The following is a 20,882-nucleotide window of genomic DNA, read 5'->3' on the forward strand; positions in this document are numbered from 1 at the left end:
CTGTTGTTCTGGCGATTATTCCTGGACCTCTGCCGCAGCCTCGGCCTCTCTCCTGTTGATCTTTTTCTGGTTGTAGATGGAGAACAGGATCACCGCAACCGCCACCAGCAAAAAGCCCATGGAGATGGGGGACGAAGTAATGGCAAAGAAATCGCCCTTTTGGATATTCATGAACCGCACGAAGTTCTTCTCGCACATGGGGCCCAGAATCAGCGTCAGCAGAATGGGGGACAGCGGGTATTCATACTTGTTCATCAGCCAGCCGATGACGCCGAAGGCGACGCAAACGCCGATATCAAAGACGTTTTTGTTGATGGAATACGCGCCCAGCAGCGAGACCACCAGGATGATGGGATAGAGCATCTTCTTCTCCACCGAGACAATCTTGGCAAAAAAGCGTACGCCGCAGCAGCCCACCAGGAGCATGCAGAGATTGGCCAGCATCAGCGCCGCAAACACGCGGTACACCGTCGGCAGTTCGGAGATGTACATCATGGGGCCGGGCTGAATGCCCTTCATGATAAACGCACCCAGCAAAATCGCCGTGACGGCATCGCCGGGAACTCCCAGGGAGAGCAGCGGAATCATGGCGCCGCCGGAACAGCCGTTGTTGGCGGACTCCGTGGCCGCGACGCCCTGTGGAATGCCCGTGCCGTACAGCTCCGGATGCTTGCTGGCGCTCTTGCTGGCGCCGTAGGAGACGAACACCGCAATATCGCCGCCGGCGCCGGGAATCGCGCCGATGAAGGTGCCGATCAGGCCGCCGGACAGGATGTTGGGCCAGATCTTCTTGATCGTCTTGAAATCCGGCAGCACCCGCGTAATCTTCTCCCGGGAGCGCTCCTGCTTCTCCTCCCCCTTGATGATCCGCTCCACACCGGCAATCACCTCGGAGATGGCGAACAGGCCGATCAGCGTGGGGATGAACTGGAAGCCCTCCAGCAAGGACGTCTGCGAATAGCTGATAAACCGGGGAATGCCGTTGGTGGGGTCCAGGCCCACCGTGCACAGCAGCATCCCGAAAAAGGCGCTCATCATCCCCTTGATGATGGACTTGCCGGAAATGGCGACAATCACGGACAGGCCGAAGATGGCCAGCATGAACATCTCACCGGGGCCGAAGTTCATGGCCATGTCCGCGATCAGCGGGGAGAGGAAGGTCATCACCAGGGCGCCGATGATCCCCCCGCAGAAGGAGGCAAACATGGCGACGGACAGCGCCCGGCCGCCCTCTCCCTTCTGCGTCATGGGATAGCCGTCCAGCAGCGTTGCGGCGGCGGACGGCGTTCCGGGGGCGTGAATGAGAATGGCGGAGATGGACCCGCCGTACATGCCGCCGCAGTAGATGCCCAGCAGCAGACCAATCGAGGGAATCAGATCCATGCCAAAGGAAAAGGGAATCAGCAGGGCGACGCCCATGGTCGCCGTCATTCCGGGGATTGCGCCCAGCAGCACGCCGCCGGCGGCCCCCAGCAGCGTCATCACGATGACCTGCAGGTTGGTAAACACGCTGGCGTAGCTCTCCATTAGTAAACCAAAATCCATAGGTTGCCCCTCCTTAAATCATGTCGATCCAGTTGCGCAAAAACGTGAGCGGACCCATGGGAATATTGACTGTGAGCAGCTTGTAAAAAACCAGCCACATGCCCAGCGGCACCAAAATCGCCACCAAAATCATCTGCACCCAGTTGCGCTTGCCGATCAGGAACATAATCACCAGCGAGAGCAGCATCGAGCAGCAAACATAGCCAAGGACTTCAAACAGTGCAACAAACACGGCGCACAGGACGATCACGATCATGGCCGCCGCCACGCTCCGGTCCTTCACGAAGTTGAGGCTCCCCGCCGGAACCGCCAGGGGGTCCGTCTCCTTCATGGTCCTCAGCTTCCAGATAGACTGAATGAACAGGAGCGCCGAAAAAATCAGCAGTCCGATGATCATAATCTGGGAAAACATGGCCGGCTGCACATACGTGCCCTTGATCTCCTGGAACGTGCCGGCCTGCACCCACGCCCAAATCCCCAGCGCCAAAAAGAGGATGGAGCCGATCAAGTTGGAAAAGGCCAGCGTCTTTGTCTTGTTCTTCACGGAAAACCCTCCTGCGTAGAGATACGCTCTTGCAAGCGTCCAAAAAAACAGCCCTGATGAAAGGATGGGCAAGCCGCGCCTGCCCATCCCTCATTCGGTCCTTTTAGAAGCCCAAAATCTCCATGGAGGCAGCAACGTCCTCCGCGTTCTGCTTCAGGAAGTCACCGAAGTCGTCGGCGTTCAGATAGGCAATGCCCAGGCCGGCATTCTTCATGTACTCCACAAAGTCGGGGTCCTCAATCGCCGCGGCGCAGGCCTCGCGCACCGTGCTCAAAACATCCGCGTCCATCCCCTTGGGCACACCCATGCCGCGCCACACGTAGTAGAGCACGTCATAGCCCTGCTCCTGGCAGGTGGGGACATCGGGGAAGAGGTCGCTGCGCTGGGTATCCATCAGGCCCAGGCAGATCAGGTGGCCGGACTCGATGAAGCTGCGGGCCTCCGCCAGAGAGACGGTGACGCCCTGGATGAAGCCGGAAGCGGCGTTCTGCACCGCGGTGGCCGCACCCTCCTGATAAGTAATCATCTGAATGTCAATGCCGGTCTCCTGCATCAGGTAGCCGCCGGCAATGTGCCAGACGGAGGCGTTGGAGGAGCCGCCCATCTGGACCTCGCCGGGATGGGCCAGGCAATACTCCACATAGGACTTCAGGTCCGTGATGTTGTTGGCGGCGGCCCACTCGGCGTTCACCGTCACCGTGGCGGGGTCGCGGTTGACGCGGCAGAGCAGGTCATAGTCCTCATAGGTCAGTTCGCTGCTCCCCAGGGGCTTATAGGTGGACAGCTCAAAGGTGACCATGCCGATCGTGTAGCCGTCGGGATCCGCATCCGCAATGGCCTGGTGGCCGATGATTCCGCCGCCGCCGGTGCGGTTGTCCACGGTCAGGGTCTGGCCAAGCTGCTTGCCGATGGCCTCGCTGAAGGCCCGCAGGCAGCTGTCGGTTCCGCCGCCGGCGCCCCAGGGGCAGATCACGGAGATGCCCTTGGTGGGGTACGCGGGGGCGTCGCTCTTGGGCGGGGTGTCCGACGGTGTATTGGACGGCGCATCGGACCCGCCGGAGGAGCAGGCAGCCAGAGACAGCGCCATGGCTGCGGCCAACAGCAGAGCCAAAATCTTCTTTTTCATGTTCATTTCTCCCATCGCACAATTTGCTTGGCCCGAACGGCCAAGCAGTTTACTCGTTCATTATAACGAAGTGAACACGCGTTCGCAATCCACAAATTGTACAAAAAACCAACAAATAGTTTTTCAGGGTAAATTTAGAAAAAAATGGGATGGCCCTCAGGCCATCCCATTTTTTTCTAAATCCATCTGTGCTTCCGGCGGAAAACGCGCCCGCCATCTCTTACAGAATCAGGAAACCGTCCTGCATTTGATGCCGCTTGCCCCGTTCCTTCAGGGTTCCTCCCGCTCCATCCGCAAAACCGCCTTCCGGGCCTCCACGCCGGACTCCGCCGTGTCGTACTCCCAGTTCCAGGGGTCCCGGCGGCAGACGGCGTCGGCATAGGGTAGGAAGATGGACAGCAGGCCGAAGGCCGCCAGAATCCAGCAGTACCACATGTGGGGCACGATCTCCACCGGGCTGAGCAGCACGCCGTACTCCGTGGCTAGGGCGGCGGCGCTGAGCAATTGGGCACCGTAGGGCAGAATGCCCTGGAACACGCAGGAGAAGACGTCCAGCAGCGACGCGGTGCGCCGGGGGTCCACCCGGTACTCCCGGCTCATATCCCGGGCCACGCTGCCGCTGACGATGATGGCCACGGTGTTGTTGGCGGTGGCGCAGTCGCTGAGGGCCGCCAGGGCGGCGATGCCCACCTGGGCGGAGCGGTTGCCCCGCATCAGCCGCCGCAGCTTCCCGATGAGCCAGACCAGGCCGCCGTTGTGGGCGATCATCTCCGAGACGCCGCCGCTGAAGAGGGAGAGGAAGAACACCTCGTTCATGCTGGTGAAGCCGCTCCAGATGCTCTGGGCGAAGGTGAACACCGTCAAGTCCCCACCCAGGATGCCGATGGCTCCGGCGGCGAAGATGCCCACCACCAGCACCAAAAACACGTTGACTCCCACCAGGGCCAGGCCCAGCACCGCCAGGTAGGGCGCCACCTTCCAGAGGCTGAAGGACAGCCGGGTGATGCCCGCCGCCGTCTCCGGCCGCCCCATCACCAGCAGGACCACCACCGTCAGCAGGGCCGCCGGCAGGGCGATGCGGAAGTTCACCCGGAACTTGTCCCGCATCTCGCAGCCCTGGGTCCGGGTGGCGGCGATGGTGGTGTCGGAGATCATGGAGAGGTTGTCCCCGAACATGGCGCCGCCCACGCAGGCGGCCACCATCAGCGGCACGCTGATGCCGCCCCTGTCCGCCACGCCCACGGCGATGGGCACGATGGCGGTGACGGTGCCCATGGAGGTGCCGGTGGCGGTGCCCATAAAGGCGGAGATCAGGAAGATGCCGGCGGTGAGAAACTGCACGGGCACCAGGCTCAGCCCCAGGTTCACCGTGGCGTCCCGGCCGCCCATGGCCCCCGCCACGCTGGAAAAGGCGCCGGCCAGAATATAGATCATCAGCATGGTAACCACGTTTTCATTGGCGGCGCCCCTGGCGAACACGGCAAACTTCTCGTTCAGCGTCTCCCGCCCCATGCAGAAAGCCGCCAGCACGGCCAGGAACATGGCCGTCACCGAGGGGAACTGGTAAAAGGCCATCTCCTCCCCCCGGGCCTGCAGCAGCAGTCCCGCCCCCAGGTAGATGGCGATGAAGAGCAAAAAGGGCAGCAGGGCAAGGCCGTTCCCCCGCTTTTGTAAATTCCGATCCATGGCTTGTCTCCTTCTCTTTCCCGGCCCCGGCCTCCCCGGGACGCGTCATACACAGCTCCCATCATATACCATCTCCCCGCTTCCGGTCAATCCCAAGGCGCCGTCATTGACTTTTTCGCCGCTTTTGGCTATGATGGCCTATGGAATCGAAACGTTTTGCAAAGGAGATGTCCCTATGCCCGATCTCACCACTCTGCTGAGTCAATCCGTGGGAAAGACCACCCTGGGCGACCTGCTCTCCGCCGCCCTGACGCTGCTGATCTGCCTGGTGGCAGTGCGGGTGCTGCTGAAGCTGACCCGCCGCCTGCTGGCGGGGACCAAGCTGGACCAGCGGGTGCAGAAATATATTCTGGCCGGCGTCAAGCTGCTGGCGTATATCGTCACCGCCCTGATCGTGGTGGACAGCCTGGGCGTGTCCATCACCTCTCTGGTGGCGCTGCTGTCCGTTGGGTCCCTGGGCGTCACCCTGGCCGCCGAGGACGTGCTGGGCAACGTGGCCGGGGGGCTGGTGATCCTCTCCTCTCACCCCTTCTCCATCGGGGACTTTGTGGAGGTGTCCGGCACCTCCGGCACCGTGGAGGAGATCGGGCTGAACCACACCAAGCTGGTGACCCCCGACGGCCTTTTGGTGATGCTGCCCAACAAGGAGCTGGCCAGCTCCCAGATGACCAACTACACCGTCCAGGGCCGCCGCCGGGTGACGCAGAAGGTCTCCGCCTCCTACGACGCCCCCACGGAGACGGTGAAGGACGCCTGCCGCCGGGCCCTGGCCGCCACGGAGCACCTGCTGGAGGACCCGGCCCCCAGCGTCTACCTCACCGGCTACGGCTCCAGCTCCATCGAGTACGCCGTCTACTGCTGGGCCACGCCGGAGGACTACTGGACCGTCTATTTCGACCTGGGGGAGCACCTGCGGACCGCCTTCCGGGAGTGCGGCGTGGAGATGACCTACGACCACCTGAACGTGCACATTGTGGAAAATCGCAGTTGACAAACGGGACCGGCCTTTCTATAATAGGTCCCAAAGCGATGATGGAGAGGGACGGAGACGGATGTCCTCAGAGAGCCGGCGTGTGGGTGGAAGCCGGCGGCGGAGGTCTCCAGGTCCTATGGCTCCTGAGCCGGACGTTCGAGGGCAGCGATGCCGGTAGGGCGTCCCGTGTGCGCCGCGTCAGGGCGAACGGGGTTGCTGGACCCCATGAGTGGCGGCAGGTCTTGGGACCGCCGCAATTTGAGTGGTACCGCGGAGGCTGCAAACGGCTTTCGTCTCAAAGAAAACCTTTGGGACGAAAGCCGTTTTTTTCGTTCCAACATCTGAAAGGAGCCCACATCATGAGCCATTACCGTCCCGAGACCATCTGCGTCCAGGGGGGCTACACCCCCGGCAGCGGCGAGCCCCGCCAAATCCCCATCGTCCAGTCCACCACCTTCAAGTACGCCACCAGCGAGGAGATGGGCAAGCTCTTCGACCTGGAGGCCAGCGGCTACTTCTACTCCCGGCTGCAAAACCCCACCTGCGACGCCGTGGCCGCCAAAATTGCCGCCCTGGAGGGGGGCACTGCGGCCATGCTGACCTCCTCCGGCCAGGCGGCCAACTTCTTCGCCCTGTTCAACATCGCCTCCTGCGGGGATCATATCGTCTCCTCCTCCTCGATTTACGGCGGCACCTTCAACCTGATCTCCGTCACCATGGCGAAGATGGGCATCGAGGCCACCTTCGTGCCTCCGGACTGCACGGAGGCGGAGCTGGAGCAGGCCTTCCGCCCCAACACCAAGGCTGTCTTCGGGGAGACCATCGCCAACCCCGCCCTCACCGTGCTGGACATCGAGAAGTTCGCCCGGGCCGCCCACGGCCACGGCGTGCCCCTCATTGTGGACAACACCTTCGCCACCCCCGTGGGCTGCCGCCCCTTCGACTGGGGCGCCGACATCGTGACCCACTCCACCACCAAGTACATGGACGGCCACGGCGTGGCCGTGGGCGGCGCCGTGGTGGACTCCGGGAAGTTCGACTGGATGGCCCACGCGGAGAAATTCCCCGGCCTGTGCACCCCCGACGAGAGCTACCACGGCATCACCTACGCCGAGAAGTTCGGCCAGGCGGGGGCCTTCATCACCAAGTGCACCGCCCAGCTGATGCGGGACTTCGGCTGCACCCAGTCCCCCCAGAGCGCCTTCTACCTAAACCTGGGGCTGGAGAGCCTCCACGTCCGCATGGCCCGGCACTGTGAAAACGGCCAGGCGGTGGCGGAGTTTCTGGCGTCCCACCCGGCGGTGGAGGCCGTCCACTACTGCGGCCTGCCCGGGGACCCCTACCACGCCCTGGCGGAGAAATACCTGCCCCGGGGCTCCTGCGGCGTGGTGTCCTTTGAGCTCAAGGGCGGCCGCCCCGCCGCCGAGGCCTTCATGGGCCGCCTGCGCCTGGCCGCCATCGAGACCCACGTGGCCGACGCCCGGACCTGCTGCCTCAACCCCGCCACCTCCACCCACCGCCAGATGAGCGACGAGCAGCTCTCCGCCGCTGGAATTCCCGCGGGTCTGGTCCGCATGTCCTGCGGCCTGGAGAGCGCGGAGGATCTGATCGACGACATCCGCCAGGCACTGGAGGCCGTGTGACATGCCCATCAAAATTCCCAACCAGCTCCCCGCCACCAACACCCTGACCCAGGAGAACATCTTCGTCATGACGGAGACCCGGGCCATCACCCAGGACATCCGCCCGCTGCAAATTCTGCTGCTGAACCTGATGCCCACCAAGGTGGACACGGAGACCCAGCTGGCCCGGGTGCTGGGCAACTCGCCGCTGCAAATCGAGCTGGAGCTCATCGCCCCCAGCGGCCACGTGTCCAAAAACACCTCCCAGGCCCACATGCTGGCCTTCTACAAGTCCTTCGACGAGGTGCGGGAGAGGGCCTTCGACGGGCTGGTGATCACCGGGGCGCCGGTGGAGCTGCTGCCCTTTGAGGAGGTGGACTACTGGCCGGAGCTGTGCGAGATCATGGAGTGGTCCAAGAGCCACGTCCACTCCACCCTCCACATCTGCTGGGGGGCCCAGGCGGGGCTGTACTACCACTACGGCATCCCCAAGCTGCCCCTGGAGCAAAAGCTCTTCGGCGTGTTCCAGCACACGGTGGAGGACCCCAACTTCATCCTCTTTCGGGGCTTTGACGACACCTTCTGGGTGCCCCACTCCCGGAACACCACCGTCAGCCGGGCGGACATCGAGGCGGTGCCGGGGCTGAAGGTGCTGGCCGCCTCCGCCGAGGCGGGGGTCTACGCCGTGAAGACGGACCAGTGCCGCCAGGTGTTTTTGATGGGCCACGCGGAATACGACCGGGAGACCCTGCGCAGGGAGTACATGCGGGACCTGGCCGCCGGGGAGGACATCCAGGTGCCCCGGCACTACTTCCCCCAGGACGACCCCGCCCGAAAGCCCCTGGTGAACTGGCGGAGCTGCGCCCACCTGCTCTACGGCAACTGGCTGAACTACTGCGTGTACCAGACCTCCCCCTACAACATCCGGGACATCGAAAAAGGCGTCCGGACGGACGAATGAGCCGGCGGAACCGCGTCTGCGGCGCGGCTTGAGACAGGCCCGCTGCGGGCATGGAGGCACGCTTGCAGTCCGGGACGCTGCTTCCGCCGCGGCAGGACGGTCTTCCCTTGGGTTCGCCGCCCCAGCGGCGAACCGCTGCGACTTTTTTGACAACAAGAGGCCGCTTTCCCTTCGAAAAGCGGCCTCTTGTTCATTCGTCGAAGTAGAACAGGTCCTCGAATTTCTTGTCCAGGGCGACGCACAGCACCAGGGCCAGCTTGGCGGTGGGGTTGAACTGCCCCGTCTCAATGGAGCTGATGGTGTTCCGGGACACGCCCACCAGCTCCGCCAGCTGGGTCTGGGACATCCCCCGCTCCGCCCGGGCCACCTTCAGCCGGTTTTTCAGCACCAGCTGCTCGTCCACGCCAACACCTCCCCCACACTCCGCAGCCAAATCCACGCCTGCGCCGCCGTATACAGCCCGCCCAGCGCCGGCAGGCACCACTCCCACCGCCGCCTCATCCGCATCCGCCGTTCTCCGGCGTCCGGCGGCACGCCGCCGGGGATGGGGCGGCCGCGCTCCTGCGCGTCTCTCTCAACTCCGCCGCCCCCTCACCAGATCTGCCGGATATATCTTACCAGATAGTAGGCCAGCATGGCAAGCGCCAAAAGGGCGACGGCAATCTCGTCCTTCCTCCGCAGCTTCCATGCCTTGTACGCCGCGCCGCCCAGCACCACGGCCCAGAACATGGCCAGGGTGTCCCCCACCGGCAGGCCCCGGGAGAATTTCAGGGCCAGAATCGCCACCCCCACGATCATGGTGGCCGCCAGGCCGAAGGCCTCCCCCCGGATGCGCACCGTCCGCTCCCGCTCGTCCTGATACCGGTTCTCCCGGCGGCTCTTCTCCAAAATCCCCTTCTTTTCCATGGCGTCGCGCCTCCTCACAGCTTCCACAAATTCACCGCCGCGTAGCAGCCCAGGGACCCCAGGGACAGCAGCGCCGCCGCGCACACCGTGGCCAACAGGCCCTTGGCCTGGGTGATCCGGTAGCGCCCCCATGCCTCCGCCGCCACATAGGCCCAGAACATGGCGTCCGGCGCCAAGCTCCGCTGGCCCATCCACAGGTTGAACAGCTTCAGGGCGATATACACCCCGCAAAAGCCCACGATCCCGGCCCGCCGGCCCCTGTCCACGGCGTAGGCGGCGCCCTCGTCCTCCCGGGCCTCCCGGCTCCGCTTCAAAATCTCATCCCGATCCATCCGGCACCTCCAATTTCCAAGTTCACTGTTTGTTTTACCAAGTTTACTTTGCAAGCAGAGCATACCATATACCAAGTTTACTTGTCAATAGGGAGTTGAAAAAACGGTTTCCGCCTTTGTCTCACTGGGACCGGTTTCCGGACAGCGGCCGACCCCGGGGCTCCCTGCGCCCCGGATTTTCGGGTGTACAGGGAGTCCGGCAGGACCGTCTCCAGGGCGGCGTTTCTTGACAGGGCCGGGGGCACTGTTATCGTGGTGGCATCACAGGTCCATCGGGCGGGAGGCGGGAAGATGCGGCGTATACAGTTCAAAACCTGGATGGCCGGGGCGGTTTTGCCGGCCGCGGCCTGTTTCCTCCTCTTCCCCCTGCGGACCAGAGCCGCGGCGTCCCTTCTGGCGGGGCGGGAGCTGGAAGGCGTCTCCTTTTTGTATAACGCCATCGAGAACCCCACCTCCGGCGCATGTCCGCAGTTGGAAGCCGGGCAACTGGAACTGACGGAGCTGATGGCCTTCCCCGAGACTGCGGAGGTCCGATGGTGCGGCACAGCAGGCAGCGGCATGGAGCTTCCGCATTACCAGCTGTTTTTCTTCGATGCGGCCGGCATGCCGCAAGTAACCATGCAGATCACCTCCACTGGGTATCTCTACTGCGGGCATTCCGTCTACCGCATTTTGGAGCCAAGCGCGCAAACCGTATGGGTGGAGCTGGAGCGGTTCTATGCGGGCGCAGTCTCGCTCCAGGAGTAGGACGGCCCGCGGCGCGCCGGTCCAAAACAAACCCAGGGGCGCACTGTTTTTCAAACAGTGCGCCCCTGAACGCATTGGGTCCGCCCGGTTTTTCAGCGGCCCGCCTGGCGGTCCGCCTCAATCAGCAGCTTCAGCGCCTCCACCGCCGTCTGCACGGCGCGGGAGGTGTCCTCGCTCATCCGCTGGTCTAGGCCCGCGGCCTCCCGCTCCTGGTTCCAGATCACGTGGAAGCAGGACCCGCAGCGGCAGCCCAGCGCCGCCGCCACCACGAAGAGGGCGGCGGACTCCATCTCGCTGGCCTTGACGCCCAGCCGCTTCCAGCTCTCCCACTTGGCCTTCAGCTCATAGGCCACCGGGGAGGCATCCGGGCTGTGCTGGCCGTAAAAACTGTCCTTGCACTGGACGACGCCGGTGTGGAAGGGCAGCCCCAGCCGCTCCGCCGCCCGGACCAGGCAGGTGGTGACGCCGAAATCCGGCACCGCCGGAAACTCCAGCGGGGCGTACTCCCGGCTGGTGTGTTCAAAGCGGATGGCGCCGGTGGCCACCACCAGATCCCCCGACTGCACGTCCAGGTCGATGCCGCCGCAGGTGCCGGTGCGGAGGAAGGTGTCCGCCCCGCACTTGTGCAGCTCCTCCATGGCGATGGCGGCGGAGGGGCCGCCGATGCCGGTGGAGCAGGCCGTCACCTTCTCCCCCAGGAGCGTGCCGGTCCAGACGTTGTACTCCCGGTTGCAGGCCACCTGCCGGGCATCGTCCAGCAGCGCCGCAATGGCGGGCACCCGCCCCGGATCGCCGGGCAGGATGCAGTAGCGGCCCACGTCGCCGGGGGCGCAGTGGATGTGGAACTGTTTTTCAAGCACTTGCATACCGCTCACCTCATTGTTCAGGATGGCTCTCAGTATACCAGAAACTTCCCCCCGGCGCAACGCCCCTCACGATTCCGCCAGGCGCCGCAGGGTGTCCCCGGAGAGGCGGTACACCGTCCAGTCCTCCATGGGCTCCGCCCCCAGGGACTTGTAAAAGGCGATGCTGGGCGCGTTCCAGTCCAGGCACCACCACTCCATCCGCCCGCAGCCCCGCTCTTGGGCGATGGACGCCAGCTTTTGGAGGAGGGCCCTGCCGTACCCCTTCCCCCGGCAGGCCGGGCGGACGTAGAGATCCTCCAGGTACAGCCCCGACCGGCCCAGGAAGGTGGAGAAATTGTGGAAGAACAGGGTAAAGCCCACCTCCCGGCCGTCCTCCAGGGCGAAGAGCACCTCCGCGTTTTTCCGTTCAAACAGCTGCTCCGCCAGGATGGCCTCGTCCGCCACCACCTGGTCCAGCAGGTGCTCGTAGTCCGCCAGCTCCCGAATGAACTGCAAAATCAGCGGCGTGTCCGCCTCCTCCGCATAGCGGAAGGTCAGCGCCATCCGCCCCGCCGCCTCTCTCATTTCAGCGTCACCACGGTGACGCCGCTCTCACCCTCGCCGTAGACCCCCAGGCGGTAGTCCTTCACCGCCTTGCTGCGGCGCAGGATGTCGTGGACCGCCTTGCGCAGGGCGCCGGTGCCCTTGCCGTGGATGATGGTGACGGTCTCCAGCCGGCCCATGACGGCGGCGGAGAGAAAGTTCTCCACCACGGCCTCCGCCTCCAGCGTCTCCAGTCCCCGGATGTCCAGCTCCCGGCTGGCGGAGGTGCGCAGCTGCCGGGGGGCACTCTGGCGGACGGGGGCGCTGGGCTTTCGGGCGGCCCGCTCGTCCGCCTCGATCAGCCGGACCTCGCCGGCCCGGGCCTTCATTTTCAGCGCGCCGGCCTTCAATTGCAGCGTGCCGTCCCGGCCCACCGACACCACCTCTGCCGGGGTGCGGACCCCGGGAATCTCCACCAGGTCCCCCTCCCGGATGGGGCGGCTGGGCTTGGGAATGGGCTCCTGCCGGGCGTCGTGTCGGGAGACGGCGTCCTCCGCCTCGTTCAGCCTCCGGCGCAGCGCCGCCCGGGCCTCGTTCTCGTTGAGGGTCCGCTCCGCCCGGGCCTGGGCCTTGCGCATCTCCTGGAGCTCCGCGAACACCTGGTCCGCCGCGGCCCGGGCGTCCCGCAGGATACGCTTGGCCTCCGCCTCGCCCCGGCCCCGGGCGTTCTCCTTAGCCCGCTCCATCTGCTCCCGGAACTCCCGGGCCTTCCGGGCGTCCTCCTCCCGCTGGAGGTAGAGGCGGTCGGCCTCCTGCTCCCGCTTTTCCAGAGCCTGCCGCTTGGCCTCCAGCTGGGTGAGGACGTCCTCAAACCGGACGCTCTCGCCGCTCATCTGGACCCGGGCGGACTCGATCACCGCGTCCGGCAGGCCCAGCCGCCGGGAGATGGCAAAGGCGTTGGACTTGCCGGGGATGCCGATGAGCAAACGGTAGGTGGGGCTGAGGGTCTCCACGTCAAACTCGCAGGAGGCGTTCTCCACCCCCGCGGTGGTCATGGCAAAGGTCTTCAGCTCCGCGTAGTGGGTGGTGGCGGCCACCTTGGCCCCCACCGCCCGCACGTGCTGGATGACGGCGATGGCCAGGGCCGCGCCCTCCACCGGGTCCGTGCCCGCCCCCAGCTCGTCGAAGAGGATCAGGCTGTGGCGGTCCGCCTCCGCCAGAATGCTCACGATATTCACCATGTGCGCCGAGAAAGTGGACAGGCTCTGCTCGATGCTCTGCTCGTCGCCGATGTCCGCCAGCACCCGCTCGTAGACGGAGACGGCGCTGCGGTCCGCCACGGGAATGTGCAGTCCGCACTGGGTCATCAGTGTCAAAAGGCCCAATGTCTTGAGGCTGACGGTCTTGCCGCCGGTGTTGGGGCCGGTGATGACCAGGGTGTCGAAGGTCTCCCCCAGCTCGATGTCGATGGGCACCGCCGTTTTGGGGTCCAGCAGGGGATGCCGGGCCCGGCGCAGGTGGATGGCCCCGTCCCGCCGGATCTCCGGCCGGACGCCGTCCATCTTGTAGGAGAGCTGCCCCCGGGCGAAAATCACGTCCAGGTGCACCAGGGTGTCGTAATCCCACTGGATGTCCTCCCGGTGGACCGCCGCCTCAGCAGAGAGCTCCGCCAAAATCCGCTCGATCTCCTTTTGCTCCTTGGCCTCCAGCTCAATGAGCTCGTTGTTGGCCTGAACCACCCCCATGGGCTCCACAAACAGCGTGGCGCCGGAGGAGGAGATGTCGTGGACCAGCCCGGGCAGGTCGCCCTTGTGCTCCGCCTTCACCGGCACCACGAAGCGGCCGTCCCGCTGGGTGATGATGGTCTCCTGCAAGATCTTGCCGTAGGTGGGGGAGGAGATGATCTTTTGCAGAATCTGGCGGCTTTTGGCCTGGGCGGCCCGCATGTGGCGGCGGATGTCCGCCAGCTCGGTGCTGGCCGCGTCGGCGATGGCGTCCTCGTCGGTGATGCAGCGCTTGATCTTCTCCTCCAGGAAGCGGTTGCCGTGGAGGGAGAGAAACAGGTGGTCGATGGCGGTGCGCTCCGCCCCGTCGCTGAGGTACTCCCTGGCCCGGCGGGCGGCGGTGAGCAGGTCCGCGATCCGCAGCAGCTCCCGGGTGTTCAGGGCGCCGCCCCGGTCCGCCCGGTCCAGGGCCTCCCCCACCGGCCGCACGCCGGAGAAGGAGGGGCTGCCCCGGAGGCCGATCATGGTCCGGGCGGCGTCGGTCTGGTCCAGCAGGCGCAGAACCTCCTCCGCCTCCGTCTCCGGCCGCAGGCGCAGCGCCCGCTCCTTCGCCTCCGCACTGACGGCCTGCTCGGAGAGCAGTTGCAGCACCCGGGGCAGTTCCAGGGTGCGGATGGATTTGTCAAACAGTTCGCTCATGATGTATCTCTCCCGTCATGGGATTCTCCTTTACAGGGATTTGAACGCCGGCTTCCGGCTCATCCAGCAGCCAGGGCAGGCGGAGGTCCGCCTCCACCTGGAAAAAGGGTTCCGGAAAGGCGGGCAGAAACGGCCCCTGGCCTGTGTGGAACCAGATCAGAACCTCCGGGGCCGCCTCCAGCCCCCCGGAGGGCGCCGCCAGCACGGTGCCCGCCACGTGGTACTGGGCCGTGTACCAGTGGCGGCCGTCCGCCTCCCGGCACCACTCCATCACCTCGCCGGGCCTGCGGATGTCCAGGCCCAGCCGGGCGAGAAACGCCCCCGCCGCCGGAGGCACGCCCTCTACGGCGGCGGCAAAGTTCCGGCAGTAGCCGCAGTCGCAGCCCCCGGCAAGTTGACCGTGGGCGGCATACCAGGCCTGGGTGGCCTCCACATCCACCTGGATGCGGCCATCCCCCACCGCAAATTCCGTCATGATTCCATCCTCTTTGTATAGTTTCTCCAAAATACTACGTTATGTATTCTGTTTCGACGCCGGTCCCGCCGGCTGGAGGCTCTTGTAAAAGTCCAGGGTTTTGAAGCCCCGTTCCAGTTGGGCGGCGGTGAAGGCCTCCGCCGCGGCGGAGAGGCGCCCCAGGGCGGCCTCCCCCAAGCGGAAGGCGTACAGCCGCTTGGGGTCCCCGTACACAATATGCCGCAGGGCCGCCAGGGCGTCCGGGCACAGGGGCATAGACAGGGCGCTCTCCTTTACACCGCAGGCGCGGCAGCGCAGCACCCCCTGCACCACGTCCAGCAGCGGCTGCTCCGGGTCGGGGCGGCCGCAGTAGGCGCAGCCGTCCGCCAACGGCTCGTAGCCCGCCAGGCACAGCAGCTTCAGCTCGAAGGCGGGCTTCACCAGAGCCGGGGGCTTACCCAGGGCGCTGAGGGCGTACAGCCCGTTCAGCAGGTGGCGCAGCAGGCCGTCGGAGACCGTCTCCTCCGTGGTCACAGCCTCCGTCAGTTCCGCCAGGTAAAATCCCAGGGCCAGGGCGTCCAGGTCGGTCCGCAGGCCGCCGAACAGCTCCAGCGTGGCGCCCTCGTTGGCGTAGTACCAGTCGCCCTTTTGGTAGAGAGTCCACTCCGAGTAGGCCAGGGACTGGGCGCAGGCGGCAAATTTGCAGCCCTTGCGCCGGGCCCCCCGGGCGATGACGGCCAGCTTCCCCCGGTCCGCCGTCAGGAGGGTCAGAATTTTATCCGCCTCCCGGGTCTCCGTCTCCCGCAGGACGATGCCTCTTGTCACCATATACGGCGTGGCGGCCATGCTGCTCCCTCCCTATGTAACGGGGGCGAGCCCCCGGCGCTCACGCGGACGGTCCCTCCGCCGCCTCCTCCGCCTCTCGATACAGGATATAGGCCAGCGGCTCCCCCGTCCTGCAAAACAGCTCCCAATACGCTTCCGGTTCCATCCAACAGACCTCCTTTTGGGAATAGTCTGCGGAAAACGTCGAAAGTTATGGCTGGGAATGTTCCCCTTCTCCGCCAATTTCAAAATCCACCGATTGAAAATTGCTGTAATACCGGCCGCGGCGCGCCGTGAATTTCAGCACGCAGTAGTCCGGGTCCGTGACGCCCAGGGGGTAGTACATCGTGTCCCCCTCCCGCCAGATGCGGGCCCGGGCCTCCGCCGTCTCCAGCACCTCCACAGTGCCGGAGAGGCTGACGCCCCGGAAAAACCGGGTGTCCACCAGGTAGAGCCCGGCCCTGGGGTCCTTCCGGAATGCCGCCACCTTGCGGGAGGAGGTGTTGGTGGTGAGCCAGAAGGTCCGGATGCCCGTCCGCTCCCGGGGTGCCAGCATCGCCCGGGTGGTGGGGAAGCCCTCGTCGTCCAGATAGCTGAGGTAGACCCGCTTGGCCCTGTCGGCCATTCCGCCCACGGTCTCCTCCGGATTGCGCAGCATGGCGTCTCCTCCTCTCACTCGTCGCGGTAACCGAAGTTCCGTACCACGTTCACGTTGTCCCGCCAATTCTCCTTGACCTTCACCCAGGTCTCCAGATAGACCTTGGTGCCCATAAACTTCTCGATGTCCTGGCGGGCCATGGTGCTGATTTTTTTCAGCATGGCCCCCTGCTTGCCGATGATGATGCCCTTGTGGCTGGCCTTTTCGCAGTAGATGGTGGCGTCCACGTCGATCACGCCGGAGTCCCGCTCGGAGAACTTGGTGATCTCCACGGCGGTGCCGTGGGGAATCTCCTTGTCCAGGCACAGCAGCAGCTTCTCCCGGACGATCTCGCCCACCACCTGCCGCTCCGGCTGGTCGCTGGTCTGGCCGTCGGGGAAGAGCTGGGGGCCCTCGGCGGCGTACTTGCGCAGCTCTCCCATCAGCTCGTCCAGGCCGCTGCGGCTGTGGGCGGAGATAGGGATGATGGCGTCAAAGCCGTCCCAGGCCTCGTGATAGGCGGCGATCACCGGCAGCAGCGCGTCGGGGGCGACGGTGTCGATCTTGTTGATGCAGAGAATGCAGGGGATGCCCTCCTCCCGGATGCGCTGGATCAGCGCCTGCTCCGGGCCGCCCACGTGGGCGATGGGCTCCACCAGCAGCAGCGCGCAGTCCACGTCCGCCAGGCTGGAGGTGACCACCTTCACCATATACTCGCCCAGGGCGGATTTGGGCTTGTGGAGGCCCGGGGTGTCCAGCAGGATATACTGGGTATCCTCCCGGTTCACCACGCCGTAGATGCGGTTCCGGGTGGTCTGGGCCTTGTTGGAGACAATGGCCACCTTTTCGCCCACCAAGGCGTTGGTGAGGCTGGATTTCCCCACATTGGGGCGGCCGCAGACGGTAATCATGGCCACTTTTTTGATTTCAGACATACAGGTAATCCTCAACTTTCTTTGAGCAATGTTGCGCCCCCGTGGGGCGGCGTCCTTTCCTCCCCGCGCCGATGCGCGGAAATCCTCCCCGCCCGAAGGCGGCCCCCTCTCCGCCTGGAGCGCGGTCTCTTCCCCGCCCCAGGCCGCCCTCCGGCCCTTTAGGGCAGCATCTTCCGCAGATACTGCCCGGTAAAGCTCTCCGGACAGGCCGCCACCGTCTCCGGCGTCCCGGTGACCACAATGGTCCCGCCGCCGTCGCCGCCCTCCGGCCCCAGGTCGATGAGCCAGTCGGCACACTTGATGACATCCAGATTGTGCTCGATCACCAGCACCGTGTTCCCAGTGTCCACCAGCTGCTGAAGCACCTCCAGCAGCTTGCGCACGTCGTCGGTGTGCAGGCCGGTGGTGGGCTCGTCCAGGATATAGATGGTCTTGCCAGTGGCCTGCTTGGACAGCTCCGTGGCCAGCTTCACCCGCTGGGCCTCACCGCCGGAGAGCTCCGTGGAGGGCTGGCCCAGCTTCACATAGCCCAGTCCCACGTCCTGAAGGGTCTGAAGCTTCTTGTAAATCCGGGGCAGGGCGGAGAAAAACACCACCGCCTCGTCCACCGTCATGTCCAAGACCTCGGCGATGTTCTTCCCCTTGTAGTGGACCTCCAGGGTCTCCCGGTTGTACCGCTTGCCCTTGCAGACCTCGCAGGGCACGAAGATGTCCGGCAGGAAGTGCATCTCGATTTTCAGCACGCCGTCGCCGGAGCAGGCCTCGCACCGGCCGCCCCGGACGTTGAAGCTGAACCGCCCTGGGCCGTAGCCCCGGCTCTTGGCCTCCTGGGTGGAGGCAAACAGCTCCCGGATGTCGTTGAACAGCCCGGTATAGGTGGCGGGGTTGGAGCGAGGCGTCCGGCCGATGGGGCTCTGGTCGATGTCCACCACCTTGTCTAGGTACTCCAGTCCCTCGATCCGCTCGCACTTGCCGGGATGGACCTTCATGCGCATCAAATCCGCGCCCAGCCGCTTGAAGAGCACCTCATTCACCAGGGAGCTCTTGCCGCTGCCGGAGACGCCGGTGACCACGGTGAAGGTCCCCAGGGGGAAGTCCACGTCCACACCGCGCAGGTTGTTCTCCGCGGCCCCCACCACCCGCAGGACCTTTCCGCTGCCGGTGCGGCGCTCCGTGGGGACGGGAATCCGCTTTTTCCTGGAGAGGTACTGCCCCGTCAGGGAGTTGGGGTTGGCCATCACCTCCTCCGGCGTGCCGGCGGCCACCACCTCGCCGCCCCGGACCCCGGCGCCGGGGCCGATATCGATGAGGTAGTCCGCCGCCCGCATGGTGTCTTCGTCGTGCTCCACCACCAGCAGCGTGTTGCCCAGATCCCGCAGGCTCCGCAGCGTGGCCAGCAGCTTGTCGTTGTCCCGCTGGTGGAGGCCGATGGACGGCTCGTCCAAAATATACAGCACCCCCATCAGGGAGGAGCCGATCTGGGTGGCCAGGCGGATGCGCTGGCTCTCGCCGCCGGAGAGGGTCCCGGCGGAGCGGCTGAGGGTCAGGTACCCCAGCCCCACGGACTGGAGGAACCGCAGCCGGGAGCGGATCTCCTTCAAAATGCGGTCGGCGATCAGGTGCTGCTGCTCCGTCAGCTCCAGCCGCTCCGCCCAGTCCAGCTCCTCCAGCACGGAGAGGCGGGTGAGGGCGTCGATGTCCTTATCCCCCACCGTCACCGCCAGGGACTCCTTTTTCAACCGCCGGCCCCGGCAGGTAGGGCAGGGGCACTCCGCCATCATCTCCTCCAGCTCCCGCTTGCTGGCGTCGCTCTGGGTCTCGTGGTAGCGCCGCTCGATGTTGGTGCAGATGCCCTCAAAGGGCTGGTGGAGCACGCCCTTGCCCCGGGGCTGGTCGTAGTGCAGGTCCAGCTTCTCCCCCTTGGTGCCGTAGAGCACGATGTCCCGCACCTCCTCCGGCAGCTCCTCCCAGGGGGTGGAGAGGGAGAAGTGGTACTTCTTGGACAGGGCCTCGAAGTACATGCGGGAGATGCCGTCGGAGCGGATGCTGCCCCAGCCGGAGGTCTGGATGGCCCCGTCCAGAATGGACTGTTTGCCGTCGGGCACCACCAGGGCGGGGTCCACCTTCAACTGGCTGCCCAGGCCCGTGCAGGTGGGGCAGGCGCCGAAGGGGTTGTTGAAAGAGAACATCCGGGGCGTCAGCTCCTCGATGGAGATGCCGCACGTCTCGCAGGCGTAGTTCTGGGAGAACACCAGGTCCTGCTCCTCCCGCAGGAGGTTGATGACCACCAGCCCCCCGGACAGGGCGGAGGCGGTCTCCACGCTGTCCGTCAGCCGCTGCTGGATGTCGGCGCGGATGATGAGGCGGTCGATAATGACCTCGATGTTGTGCTTTTTGTTCTTCTCCAGCCGAATCTCCTCGTCCAGCTCGTAGAGATTGCCGTCCGCCCGGACCCGGACGTAGCCGGAGCGCTTGGCGTCCTCAAAGACCTTGGTGTGCTCGCCCTTCTTGCCCCGGACCACGGGGGCCATCACCTGGATGCGGGTGCCCTCCGGCAGCGAGAGCACCTGGTCGATGATCTGGTCGATGGTCTGCTGCTGGATCTCCTTGCCGCACTTGGGGCAGTGGGGCGTGCCCACCCGGGCCCACAGCAGCCGGAGGTAGTCGTAAATCTCCGTGACGGTGCCCACGGTGGACCGGGGGTTTTTGCTGGTGGTCTTCTGGTCGATGGAGATGGCGGGGCTGAGGCCCTCGATATAGTCCACATCCGGCTTGTCCATCTGGCCCAGGAACATGCGGGCGTAGGAGGAGAGACTCTCCACATAGCGCCGCTGGCCCTCGGCGTAGATGGTGTCGAAGGCCAGGGAGCTCTTGCCGGAGCCGGAGAGGCCCGTCATCACCACCAGCTTGTCCCGGGGGATGGTGACGTCGATGTTTTTCAGGTTGTTGGCCCGGGCGCCCTTGACGATGATCTTGTCTTGCATGAGCGGTTCTCTTCTCCTTTTATTCCAGACAGATGCCGCCGGAGGCCCCCTCCAGGGCGCCGGGGACGATGGCCCGGCCCAGCACGTACTGGTCCGGGGCGTGGGATTCGTTGCGCAGGCCGTAGTCCGTCACGGGGCGGAAGCCGAAGCGGCCGTAATAGGCGGGGTCTCCCATCAGGAAGACGCAGGTAAAGCCCATCTCTCCGGCCCGGCGCAGCCCCTCGTGCAGCAGCCGGGCGCCCAGGCCCTGGCCGCGGTCCTCCAGGCGGACGCTCAGCGGCGCCGCCATCAGGGCGGGAAGGGGCTCGCCGCCGTCGGGGACCAGGCGGGTCCGGGTCAGCATGATGTGGCCCGCAAGGGCGCCGGAGTCCTCCTGGGCCACCAGCTCCAGCTCCGGGAGGTAGGTGGAGCGGGCGCGGAGGACGTTCACGAAGTCCTGCTCCGTGCCGTCGGAGACCTTCGCCGTCTGGAAGGCCGTTTTTACCAATTCATAAATGGCGGGGTAATCCGCCTGTACGGCGGGACGAATCAACATGGCTGACTCCTTTCTGTGTGCCGCCCTGCGGGGCGGTCGCGCATCGGCGCGGAGCGAGGGATCCTGCCCCACAGGGGCGGGGGCGGCCGCGCACGGCGCGGGGACGAGGATTTCCGCCGTCGGGCGGGGACGGGAATGCCGCCGTCGGGCGGGGATGAGGATTTCCGTCCCACGGGGGCGGGATGGGGGTGTGGGGCTTTGCCCCACGGAATGCACCCCCCATTTTCTTTGGTTGCGCCAAAGAAAACGGGCCGTGCAC

The 20,882-nt window shown here is 65.3% G+C and carries 20 protein-coding genes; 4 read left to right on the forward strand and 16 right to left on the reverse strand.

Going from position 1 to position 20,882, the window contains the following annotated elements; translation table 11 throughout:
* Positions 1 to 15: 15 nt before the first annotated feature.
* From QZS21_RS06585 to QZS21_RS06600, 4 genes are all read right to left on the reverse strand, one after another.
* A complete protein-coding gene (locus QZS21_RS06585) occupies positions 16 to 1,545 on the reverse strand; it encodes a tripartite tricarboxylate transporter permease (RefSeq protein ID WP_295581553.1) in 1,530 nt (509 codons plus the stop codon).
* 13 nt (positions 1,546 to 1,558) lie between these two features.
* Complete coding sequence (locus QZS21_RS06590) at positions 1,559 to 2,089, reverse strand: tripartite tricarboxylate transporter TctB family protein (RefSeq protein ID WP_295581555.1); 531 nt, start codon at positions 2,087 to 2,089, stop codon at positions 1,559 to 1,561.
* Between the two features lie 103 nt (positions 2,090 to 2,192).
* The gene (locus tag QZS21_RS06595; RefSeq protein ID WP_295581559.1) at positions 2,193 to 3,215 is read right to left on the reverse strand and encodes a tripartite tricarboxylate transporter substrate binding protein; all 1,023 of its coding nucleotides are present in this window, start codon (positions 3,213 to 3,215) and stop codon (positions 2,193 to 2,195) included.
* Between the two features lie 270 nt (positions 3,216 to 3,485).
* The gene (locus tag QZS21_RS06600) at positions 3,486 to 4,901 is read right to left on the reverse strand and encodes a Na+/H+ antiporter NhaC family protein (RefSeq protein WP_295581561.1); all 1,416 of its coding nucleotides are present in this window, start codon (positions 4,899 to 4,901) and stop codon (positions 3,486 to 3,488) included.
* A 175-nt stretch (positions 4,902 to 5,076) separates the two neighbouring features.
* On the opposite strand from QZS21_RS06600, the gene QZS21_RS06605 reads away from it, so the two are divergent.
* From QZS21_RS06605 to metA, 3 genes are all read left to right on the forward strand, one after another.
* Positions 5,077 to 5,892, forward strand: coding sequence for a mechanosensitive ion channel family protein (locus QZS21_RS06605; protein ID WP_295581563.1), 816 nt, complete (start codon positions 5,077 to 5,079; stop codon positions 5,890 to 5,892).
* Between the two features lie 341 nt (positions 5,893 to 6,233).
* Positions 6,234 to 7,517, forward strand: coding sequence for an O-acetylhomoserine aminocarboxypropyltransferase/cysteine synthase family protein (locus tag QZS21_RS06610; protein ID WP_295581565.1), 1,284 nt, complete (start codon positions 6,234 to 6,236; stop codon positions 7,515 to 7,517).
* 1 nt (position 7,518) lies between these two features.
* Complete coding sequence (metA, locus tag QZS21_RS06615; RefSeq protein WP_295581567.1) at positions 7,519 to 8,457, forward strand: homoserine O-succinyltransferase; 939 nt, start codon at positions 7,519 to 7,521, stop codon at positions 8,455 to 8,457.
* 190 nt (positions 8,458 to 8,647) lie between these two features.
* Here metA and QZS21_RS06620 read toward each other — a convergent pair whose 3' ends face one another.
* From QZS21_RS06620 to QZS21_RS06630, 3 genes are all read right to left on the reverse strand, one after another.
* On the reverse strand, positions 8,648 to 8,860 hold the full coding sequence (locus tag QZS21_RS06620) for a helix-turn-helix transcriptional regulator (protein ID WP_295581569.1): 213 nt from the start codon (positions 8,858 to 8,860) through the stop codon (positions 8,648 to 8,650).
* Positions 8,861 to 9,048: 188 nt separating this feature from the next.
* A complete protein-coding gene (locus QZS21_RS06625; RefSeq protein ID WP_295581571.1) occupies positions 9,049 to 9,363 on the reverse strand; it encodes a DUF6442 family protein in 315 nt (104 codons plus the stop codon).
* A gap of 14 nt (positions 9,364 to 9,377) precedes the next feature.
* The gene (locus tag QZS21_RS06630; protein ID WP_295581573.1) at positions 9,378 to 9,695 is read right to left on the reverse strand and encodes a DUF6442 family protein; all 318 of its coding nucleotides are present in this window, start codon (positions 9,693 to 9,695) and stop codon (positions 9,378 to 9,380) included.
* Between the two features lie 291 nt (positions 9,696 to 9,986).
* Between QZS21_RS06630 and QZS21_RS06635 the strand changes: the two genes are divergently transcribed.
* Positions 9,987 to 10,442, forward strand: a complete 456-nt coding sequence (locus tag QZS21_RS06635) for a hypothetical protein (RefSeq protein ID WP_295581575.1) — start codon at positions 9,987 to 9,989, stop codon at positions 10,440 to 10,442.
* 92 nt (positions 10,443 to 10,534) lie between these two features.
* On the opposite strand, the gene udp is transcribed toward QZS21_RS06635, so the two are convergent.
* The 9 genes from udp to QZS21_RS06680 form a co-directional block, all read right to left on the reverse strand.
* Positions 10,535 to 11,308, reverse strand: coding sequence for a uridine phosphorylase (gene udp, locus QZS21_RS06640; protein ID WP_295581578.1), 774 nt, complete (start codon positions 11,306 to 11,308; stop codon positions 10,535 to 10,537).
* Positions 11,309 to 11,374: 66 nt separating this feature from the next.
* Positions 11,375 to 11,872 (reverse strand): GNAT family N-acetyltransferase, encoded by a 498-nt coding sequence (locus QZS21_RS06645; protein WP_295581580.1) that lies wholly within the window; start codon positions 11,870 to 11,872, stop codon positions 11,375 to 11,377.
* Positions 11,869 to 14,253 carry an endonuclease MutS2 gene (locus QZS21_RS06650; RefSeq protein WP_295581582.1) on the reverse strand — a complete coding sequence of 795 codons (2,385 nt, stop codon included), beginning with the start codon at positions 14,251 to 14,253 and terminating at the stop codon, positions 11,869 to 11,871. The genes QZS21_RS06645 and QZS21_RS06650 overlap by 4 nt, the downstream gene beginning before the upstream one ends.
* Positions 14,237 to 14,728 (reverse strand): hypothetical protein, encoded by a 492-nt coding sequence (locus QZS21_RS06655; RefSeq protein WP_295581584.1) that lies wholly within the window; start codon positions 14,726 to 14,728, stop codon positions 14,237 to 14,239. Before QZS21_RS06655 ends, QZS21_RS06650 begins: the two co-directional genes overlap by 17 nt.
* A 39-nt stretch (positions 14,729 to 14,767) precedes the next feature.
* Positions 14,768 to 15,535: a DNA repair protein RecO gene (recO, locus tag QZS21_RS06660; RefSeq protein ID WP_295581586.1), complete on the reverse strand. Its 768-nt coding sequence runs from the start codon at positions 15,533 to 15,535 to the stop codon at positions 14,768 to 14,770.
* 208 nt (positions 15,536 to 15,743) lie between these two features.
* Positions 15,744 to 16,190, reverse strand: a complete 447-nt coding sequence (locus QZS21_RS06665) for a pyridoxamine 5'-phosphate oxidase family protein (protein ID WP_295581588.1) — start codon at positions 16,188 to 16,190, stop codon at positions 15,744 to 15,746.
* Between the two features lie 14 nt (positions 16,191 to 16,204).
* Positions 16,205 to 17,104, reverse strand: a complete 900-nt coding sequence (era, locus tag QZS21_RS06670; RefSeq protein ID WP_295581591.1) for a GTPase Era — start codon at positions 17,102 to 17,104, stop codon at positions 16,205 to 16,207.
* Between the two features lie 158 nt (positions 17,105 to 17,262).
* Positions 17,263 to 20,088: an excinuclease ABC subunit UvrA gene (uvrA, locus tag QZS21_RS06675; RefSeq protein ID WP_295581593.1), complete on the reverse strand. Its 2,826-nt coding sequence runs from the start codon at positions 20,086 to 20,088 to the stop codon at positions 17,263 to 17,265.
* A gap of 19 nt (positions 20,089 to 20,107) precedes the next feature.
* A complete protein-coding gene (locus QZS21_RS06680; protein ID WP_295581596.1) occupies positions 20,108 to 20,623 on the reverse strand; it encodes a GNAT family N-acetyltransferase in 516 nt (171 codons plus the stop codon).
* Positions 20,624 to 20,882: the final 259 nt, after the last annotated feature.

It is taken from the genome of uncultured Oscillibacter sp. (genome assembly GCF_900544955.1).
Taxonomy (GTDB): domain Bacteria; phylum Bacillota; class Clostridia; order Oscillospirales; family Oscillospiraceae; genus Oscillibacter.

Bases quoted from the DNA above. Each gene is read 5' to 3' on its own strand.
- QZS21_RS06645 (WP_295581580.1), bottom strand. From the start codon at position 11,872: ATGAGAGAGGCGGCGGGGCGGATGGCGCTGACCTTCCGCTATGCGGAG.
- QZS21_RS06585 (WP_295581553.1), bottom strand. From the start codon at position 1,545: ATGGATTTTGGTTTACTAATGGAGAGCTACGCCAGCGTGTTTACCAAC.
- recO (WP_295581586.1), bottom strand. From the start codon at position 15,535: ATGGTGACAAGAGGCATCGTCCTGCGGGAGACGGAGACCCGGGAGGCG.
- QZS21_RS06595 (WP_295581559.1), bottom strand. From the start codon at position 3,215: ATGAAAAAGAAGATTTTGGCTCTGCTGTTGGCCGCAGCCATGGCGCTG.
- udp (WP_295581578.1), bottom strand. From the start codon at position 11,308: ATGCAAGTGCTTGAAAAACAGTTCCACATCCACTGCGCCCCCGGCGAC.
- QZS21_RS06605 (WP_295581563.1), top strand. From the start codon at position 5,077: ATGCCCGATCTCACCACTCTGCTGAGTCAATCCGTGGGAAAGACCACC.
- era (WP_295581591.1), bottom strand. From the start codon at position 17,104: ATGTCTGAAATCAAAAAAGTGGCCATGATTACCGTCTGCGGCCGCCCC.
- QZS21_RS06600 (WP_295581561.1), bottom strand. From the start codon at position 4,901: ATGGATCGGAATTTACAAAAGCGGGGGAACGGCCTTGCCCTGCTGCCC.
- QZS21_RS06650 (WP_295581582.1), bottom strand. From the start codon at position 14,253: ATGAGCGAACTGTTTGACAAATCCATCCGCACCCTGGAACTGCCCCGG.
- QZS21_RS06635 (WP_295581575.1), top strand. From the start codon at position 9,987: ATGCGGCGTATACAGTTCAAAACCTGGATGGCCGGGGCGGTTTTGCCG.
- QZS21_RS06665 (WP_295581588.1), bottom strand. From the start codon at position 16,190: ATGCTGCGCAATCCGGAGGAGACCGTGGGCGGAATGGCCGACAGGGCC.
- QZS21_RS06680 (WP_295581596.1), bottom strand. From the start codon at position 20,623: ATGTTGATTCGTCCCGCCGTACAGGCGGATTACCCCGCCATTTATGAA.
- uvrA (WP_295581593.1), bottom strand. From the start codon at position 20,088: ATGCAAGACAAGATCATCGTCAAGGGCGCCCGGGCCAACAACCTGAAA.
- QZS21_RS06630 (WP_295581573.1), bottom strand. From the start codon at position 9,695: ATGGATCGGGATGAGATTTTGAAGCGGAGCCGGGAGGCCCGGGAGGAC.
- QZS21_RS06610 (WP_295581565.1), top strand. From the start codon at position 6,234: ATGAGCCATTACCGTCCCGAGACCATCTGCGTCCAGGGGGGCTACACC.
- QZS21_RS06625 (WP_295581571.1), bottom strand. From the start codon at position 9,363: ATGGAAAAGAAGGGGATTTTGGAGAAGAGCCGCCGGGAGAACCGGTAT.
- metA (WP_295581567.1), top strand. From the start codon at position 7,519: ATGCCCATCAAAATTCCCAACCAGCTCCCCGCCACCAACACCCTGACC.
- QZS21_RS06655 (WP_295581584.1), bottom strand. From the start codon at position 14,728: ATGACGGAATTTGCGGTGGGGGATGGCCGCATCCAGGTGGATGTGGAG.